The sequence below is a fragment of the Leptolyngbya sp. FACHB-60 genome, from assembly GCF_014695775.1.
In the GTDB taxonomy this organism is placed as follows: Bacteria; Cyanobacteriota; Cyanobacteriia; order Phormidesmidales; family Phormidesmidaceae; genus Nodosilinea.
The window spans coordinates 1-5,732 of sequence record NZ_JACJOX010000054.1; the positions used below are offsets into that span (position 1 = coordinate 1).

Below are 5,732 nucleotides of genomic sequence, written 5' to 3' on the forward strand. Positions count from 1 at the left end.
TTTGCTTCTCTAAATCTGTCTTGATGCATGACACCGTGATTGGACTGTTCATCAACCGCTATGAATTTGGGCGACCTATATAACAACCCATACACAGGTCTAGAACACTACCCAACCGATTCCACGACCCCACCGAAACCCACCCCGACATCCTCCACCTCCGCCATCTGCACGACCAGATGGATCGCGCCGTTCTCGCCGCCTATGGCTGGCCCGACATCGACACCACCTGCGGCTTCGCCCTCGACTACCTCGACACCGACCCCGACGACCTCCCCCCCGAAGCCGCCGATCGCGTCGCCAGCGGCGACATCTTCTTCCCCACCGCCGACGAAGCCGCCGCCTTTGGTGCCCTCATCAGCACCGGCAAACGCAAACTCCCCTGGCGCTACAAATGGTCTGAGGCCACCCACGACGAAGTCCTCGCCCGCCTACTCGACCTCAACCAACAGCGCCACTTAGAAGAAGTTCGCGGCCACAAAGCGGCGAAGTCATCGAATAAAGGGACAAGGGTGAAGAGTAAAGGGTCGAAGAAGGCACAATCAGAGGCAGAGACCCCCACAATCCCCGGTATGGAGGTGTAGACCATGACAGCCCCCCTAAACCCCAGCCTCCAAGACCTGCTCCAGGCCAAGAAAGCCCAAATTTTGGCGATCGCCGATCGCCATGGGGCCTACAACATTCGCGTTTTTGGCTCCGTCGCCCGTGCCGAAGCTACCGACACCAGCGACATCGACCTACTGGTAGACTACGACCCCGCCCGCCGCAGCCCATGGTTTCCGGTAGGGCTAGTTCAAGAGCTAGAAGCCTTGCTAGAGCACAAGGTAGACGTAGCCACCCCAGCCATGCTCAAAGAACGCATCCGCGATCGCGTCATGCAGGAGGCTATTCCCCTATGAGGCGCGATGACGAACGACTGCAAAATATTTTGGATGCGATCGCTGCGATCGAACGCTATACCCAACAAGGGCAGGCTGCATTTGAAAGCCAAGAGCTGATTCAGGTTTGGATTGCCCACCATTTGCAAATGATTGGGGAAGCCGCGACAGCCTTATCCCCAAACTTAAAAGCAAGATATTCCAATATTTCTTGGCCGCAGATCATTGGCTTACGGAACCTACTGGTGCATGAATACTTTCGGGTTGACACCCAAGTTCTTTGGGACATTGCTAACAACGACCTGCAACCTCTCAAGACCAGCATTCAAGCCATATTGCAAGACCTAGAGGCGCCCTAGTTGACTCAACCGAGGAGAGCATTTTATGAAACTACACCTCAACTCAATCCTTGTTACTGGCTTAATGACCACTGGGGCGATCGCCTGGGCCACTCCTGCCACCTCCCGCCCTTACCCCGAGCAAGTCGGCATCTGCTACGCCTTCCAGGGCAACACCCAAGCCCGCCTCGAACCCTGCGTCATCAGCGCGGGCTACGGTGCCGGTGCCCACTATGCCGTTTTGAACTGGTCAGACGGCACCAAAACCAGCATTGTGATGGTCAATGCCTGCGCTGATGGGAACTATGACCCAAGTGGCTACTGCGGTTATACCGTCAACGATCGCGACGCCGAGGTTTACCAGCGCGATGTCTTCCTAGGCGAAACCACCTTCGACGCCCCCGACAACCTACCCTGCTACCGCGTCATCTCCACCACCAGCAGTTTTTGCTATCGGTTTAACGAAAGCTAGTTATTTCCTGGTTATTCGCCTAGCCTACTAACGTCTATTCATAAAGCCTAACTATGTCTACTAAAATCCACGGTGCCGAACATCCCATTGACAGAATCTTCTGCGGAGACTTTGTTTTTTCGATTCCCATGTACCAACGGCCCTACGCCTGGGACGTCGAACAAGCCGCAATGCTGTTAGATGATCTACTCAGCTTTCTAGGCGAAGGCACTGAGTCTGTTGATGAAGTTAACCCTTACTTCTTAGGCAGTATCGTTCTCATTAAATCAGATGGTCTGCCAGAGTCTGAGGTCGTTGACGGCCAGCAACGCCTTACGACTCTAACCATTTTACTTGCAGCCCTCCGTGAAGTGTTGCCGATAGATTGGAGAACTCAAATTACCGAATGTCTTTATCAAAAAGGCAACCCTACTGACATCAATCCAAAAGGACGAGAAAACCGTTATCGCCTAACTCTGCGGGAAAGAGACGCTGATTTCTTTAAAGATTATATCCAAACCGAAGGTGGCTTTGAGCGGCTAAAAACCCTTAGGGATGCTGTTTTGCCGGACAGTCAGCGCCATATTTTTGAAAATGCTCTAGCTTTACTTGACCGGCTGACCCAGCTTGATGAAGAGCACCAAAAACGGCTGACCCAGTTTATTTTATACAAATGCTTATTGGTGGTCGTCTCTACACCAGATATGGATTCGGCCTACCGCATCTTCTCCGTCCTCAATGATCGCGGCTTAGACCTCTCTCATTCCGACATTCTAAAATCTGAGATTATCGGAAAAATTCTTCCAGACAAGCAGGAACAATACAACAGGCTTTGGGAGGACACCGAAGTTATGTTGGGACGCAGTACCTTTCAAGACCTGTTCTCCCACATTCGGATGATTTACAGCAAAGCCAAGCAAAAAGGCTCTGTTCTCAAGGAGGTGCGAGAACACGTTAAACCCAGCGAAAACCCTATTCACTTTATTGATAAGGTGCTATGCCCAGCGGCCCAGGCCTATGCTGACATCCAAGACTGCTGCTTTGTGAGCAATCAGCACGCCGAAGCCATCAATACCTACTTCAAATACCTCAACCGCATCGATAATGCCGACTGGCTGCCACCTGCGATCGCTTACCTCTCCAAGCACCGCCACCAGCCCGACAAACTGCTCACCTTCTTCAAAGACCTTGATCGCCTCGCCTCTGGCCTGATGATTCGGCGAGCCGACATCAACGAACGGATGCGCCGCTACAGCACCCTCCTCACCTGGATAGAAGAAGACCAAGACCTGAGCCAGCCTGGCTCTCCCTTGCACCTCACCGCTGAAGAGTGTCAGGCCATTATCCAGCGCCTAAACGGCCCCCTCTACCTAGAGACCAAGATCCGCCTCTACGTGCTGCTGCGCCTCGACACTTACCTGTCGGGTGGTGAAGCTGTCTACACTCTACCCCGCATCACTGTCGAGCACATCCTGCCCCAAAGCCCGCGCCAAGACAGCCAGTGGCTGACCTGGTTCCCTGACGAAGAGGCCCGGCAAGGCTATGTGCATTGCCTGGGCAATCTAGCCCTACTGTCGGGCTACAAAAACAGCAGCGCCCAAAACTACGACTTCGACAAAAAGAAGGACAAGTACTTCACTGGCAAAGATGGCGTTTCCCCCTTCGCCATCACCACCCAAGTCCTGAAAAAGTCTGAGTGGACGCCTGAAGTCATTGAGCAGCGCCAGGATGAGCTATTGGGCCGATTAAAGCAGCTCTGGCGGTTAGACCAACCTGCCCCAGTGGCTCAACTTACAACAGTGGCTTAATCACTGTTACTCTCAGCGCCCAACCCTTGGGCTTTCCCAAAGTAGGTATCAGGCAGCAAGCGCTAAATTTTGAGAAGAATTCAGCCCCCAATTCTCCCAGGCATTACACCTAAGCCCCTATGAATGCCAAACTCGTCGAATCCCTCGTTCAGGCGATCGAGTCCTTACCCCCCGAGGACTATGCCCTGTTCCAAGAACAGCTCACCACCCGCAGCGTACAGAAAACACCAGGGGTTTGCGGGGGCCATGCCCGCATTCGCAGTACCCGCATCCCCATCTGGACGATCATCTCCTTCCAACACCAGGGAGCCGACGACAACGAGCTGCTGCACAACTTCCCTAGTCTGACCCCCTTCGATTTGAGCGTAGCGAGGGCCTACTACGCCAGCCATACCGAGGAGATCGATAGCGCGATCGCCGACATTCACGATTACGAAGTTCCCGGTGAGGGAGAAAGTACCTCACAGGTTCTCACGATTACGCAAAACTAGACCTTAAGCCGTTTCTAGCCCCAAAACCTAAGCATCGAGCAAAGGCCCTATGTCTCTACAACTCACCATCGAATACCCCGAAACCTTCCCTGATGCCGTAGGCCGCACCCGCGAGCAATTTGAACAAGAAGCCCGCTGGGCTATGGCCGTTAAGCTGTTCGAGCTACAGCGGCTTTCCTCCGGCATGGCAGCAGCCCTGCTAGGGGTTGATCGCGTCACCTTTCTGCTCAAGCTAGGCGACTATGGCGTGCCCATGATTGACATCTCCGAAGAAGAACTGCTGTCGGACATCGCCAATGCCTGAACCAACTCAGATTGTGATCAACACCTCTCCCCTCATCGCGCTAGTAGCGGCCTGGGGAGACTTAACCCGCCTAGAGCCTCTCTATGAAAAGGTTTGGGTGCCCTTCGAGGTCTGCCAAGAGATTTTGAGCGGGGGCATCAGCCAATTTGCCGTACCCGAGTTTGAACAGGCCACCTGGCTTCATAAGCAAACCACCGCCCTAGCCGTATCCCCCTTTCTGCTCAACGCCCTCGACCTGGGAGAAGCTTCCGTTATTCAACTGGCCCTCGACAAAAATATCACCACCGTTTGCATTGATGAAGCGGTTGGGCGACGGGTTGCCCGACTCAGCGGCCTAACGTTAACCGGCTCCGTCGGCATTTTGCTAAAAGCCAAACAAAAAGATCCGTCACTGTCAGTTAAAGCCGCCATCGACAACATGCTCAGCCGCAAAATTCGCCTCAGCGAGACGGTTGTCAACATCGCCCTGCGCCAAGCCGGTGAACTGGATTGATGGACTAACCCCGTAGGCCGCCTTGCTGCTATTTAGGATTTGACACCATGACCACCTCCGCCGAAATTCGTGCCACCCTGGTGGACGCCCTCAACATCGACTTGGTAGGCCCCACCCCCCACGACACCGACCACGCCGAAGAAATCCTCAGGCAGGCCCCATCTAAGTGGTACCTAACCGGCTTTTTGGCCCCCTTTGGCGCACCCCCCGACCTGCGCTCCGACGACGATGCCGACGACGACCTGCCCGAAGAAGTCACCACCAGCGACTCCAGCGAAGACAGCAAAACCCCCGACAAACCCGCCGCCCGCAAAGCGTTGTTTCCCTCTTCTATGGGGTTGAGCTGCTTGCTCTCGGGCAAAACCACCACCCTAGAGGCCCAAGTCACCTGGGGCGACTACATCCCCCTAGAACCTGAAGAGGACGACCTTGAAGCAGGCCAGGGTAAATCGAAGCGCAAGAAAAAGGCAGAGCACTGGCAGCGAGTGCCCCAGCAGGCCACCCTGAGCGTCCCCATTGAAGAACGCCCCGAGCCCTTCGCGATCGACATCCCCGGTGGCAGTGGCCTCAACCTGGTAGTCACCTGCCGTCCCGTGCTGGATGACCGCTTCCCCTACGGCACCAAGGCGGTGTCGGTGTTTTTGGTCAACTATCGCCAGGTTCCCTTTGGGGAGCGCGATGCCACCTTTGCCTTTCAAACCCACCTCAACATCCGTTGCCCCGAGGGGTTTGTGCCCCGGCCCGACCCCCGCGGCGTCAGCACCGACGACTGGGATGAGGCCGTTGCCGCCCTTCAGTACCGCGATGACTACGAATTTGCCGTGGGCCACAACGTCTCGGCCCTGGCCTTATACCAATTACTTATAAAGCTGCGCTAAACAGGGCTTCTAGGATGAAGTTGTAGGAGGTCAAGGAGATGATGTACTCTGGCGTCAGGGTGTCGAGGGCCGCCGCAACACGTTCGCGCAA

Annotated in this window: 9 protein-coding genes; all 9 read left to right on the forward strand. The window is 55.0% G+C overall.

Annotated features, from left to right (window positions below; translation table 11 throughout):
• Positions 1 to 179 precede the first annotated feature (179 nt).
• The 9 genes from H6F57_RS20470 to H6F57_RS20510 all read left to right on the forward strand — a co-directional run bounded on the left by H6F57_RS20470 (position 180) and on the right by H6F57_RS20510 (position 5,641).
• On the forward strand, positions 180 to 584 hold the full coding sequence (locus tag H6F57_RS20470) for a hypothetical protein (RefSeq protein ID WP_190795031.1): 405 nt from the start codon (positions 180 to 182) through the stop codon (positions 582 to 584).
• A gap of 3 nt (positions 585 to 587) precedes the next feature.
• Positions 588 to 899, forward strand: a complete 312-nt coding sequence (locus tag H6F57_RS20475) for a nucleotidyltransferase family protein (protein ID WP_190795032.1) — start codon at positions 588 to 590, stop codon at positions 897 to 899.
• Entirely contained in the window at positions 896 to 1,237 is a 342-nt protein-coding gene (locus H6F57_RS20480) for a HepT-like ribonuclease domain-containing protein (protein ID WP_190795033.1), read from the forward strand. Before H6F57_RS20475 ends, H6F57_RS20480 begins: the two co-directional genes overlap by 4 nt.
• A 25-nt stretch (positions 1,238 to 1,262) precedes the next feature.
• The gene (locus H6F57_RS20485) at positions 1,263 to 1,688 is read left to right on the forward strand and encodes a hypothetical protein (protein ID WP_190795034.1); all 426 of its coding nucleotides are present in this window, start codon (positions 1,263 to 1,265) and stop codon (positions 1,686 to 1,688) included.
• Positions 1,689 to 1,741: 53 nt separating this feature from the next.
• Positions 1,742 to 3,475 (forward strand): DUF262 domain-containing protein, encoded by a 1,734-nt coding sequence (locus H6F57_RS20490; RefSeq protein ID WP_190795035.1) that lies wholly within the window; start codon positions 1,742 to 1,744, stop codon positions 3,473 to 3,475.
• Between the two features lie 119 nt (positions 3,476 to 3,594).
• Entirely contained in the window at positions 3,595 to 3,966 is a 372-nt protein-coding gene (locus tag H6F57_RS20495; RefSeq protein ID WP_190795036.1) for a DUF433 domain-containing protein, read from the forward strand.
• A 49-nt stretch (positions 3,967 to 4,015) separates the two neighbouring features.
• On the forward strand, positions 4,016 to 4,270 hold the full coding sequence (locus tag H6F57_RS20500) for a UPF0175 family protein (RefSeq protein ID WP_190795037.1): 255 nt from the start codon (positions 4,016 to 4,018) through the stop codon (positions 4,268 to 4,270).
• Positions 4,263 to 4,763: a DUF3368 domain-containing protein gene (locus H6F57_RS20505; RefSeq protein ID WP_190795038.1), complete on the forward strand. Its 501-nt coding sequence runs from the start codon at positions 4,263 to 4,265 to the stop codon at positions 4,761 to 4,763. The genes H6F57_RS20500 and H6F57_RS20505 overlap by 8 nt, the downstream gene beginning before the upstream one ends.
• Before the next feature lie 47 nt (positions 4,764 to 4,810).
• Entirely contained in the window at positions 4,811 to 5,641 is an 831-nt protein-coding gene (locus tag H6F57_RS20510) for a hypothetical protein (RefSeq protein WP_190795039.1), read from the forward strand.
• The last annotated feature ends 91 nt before the right edge of the window (positions 5,642 to 5,732 follow it).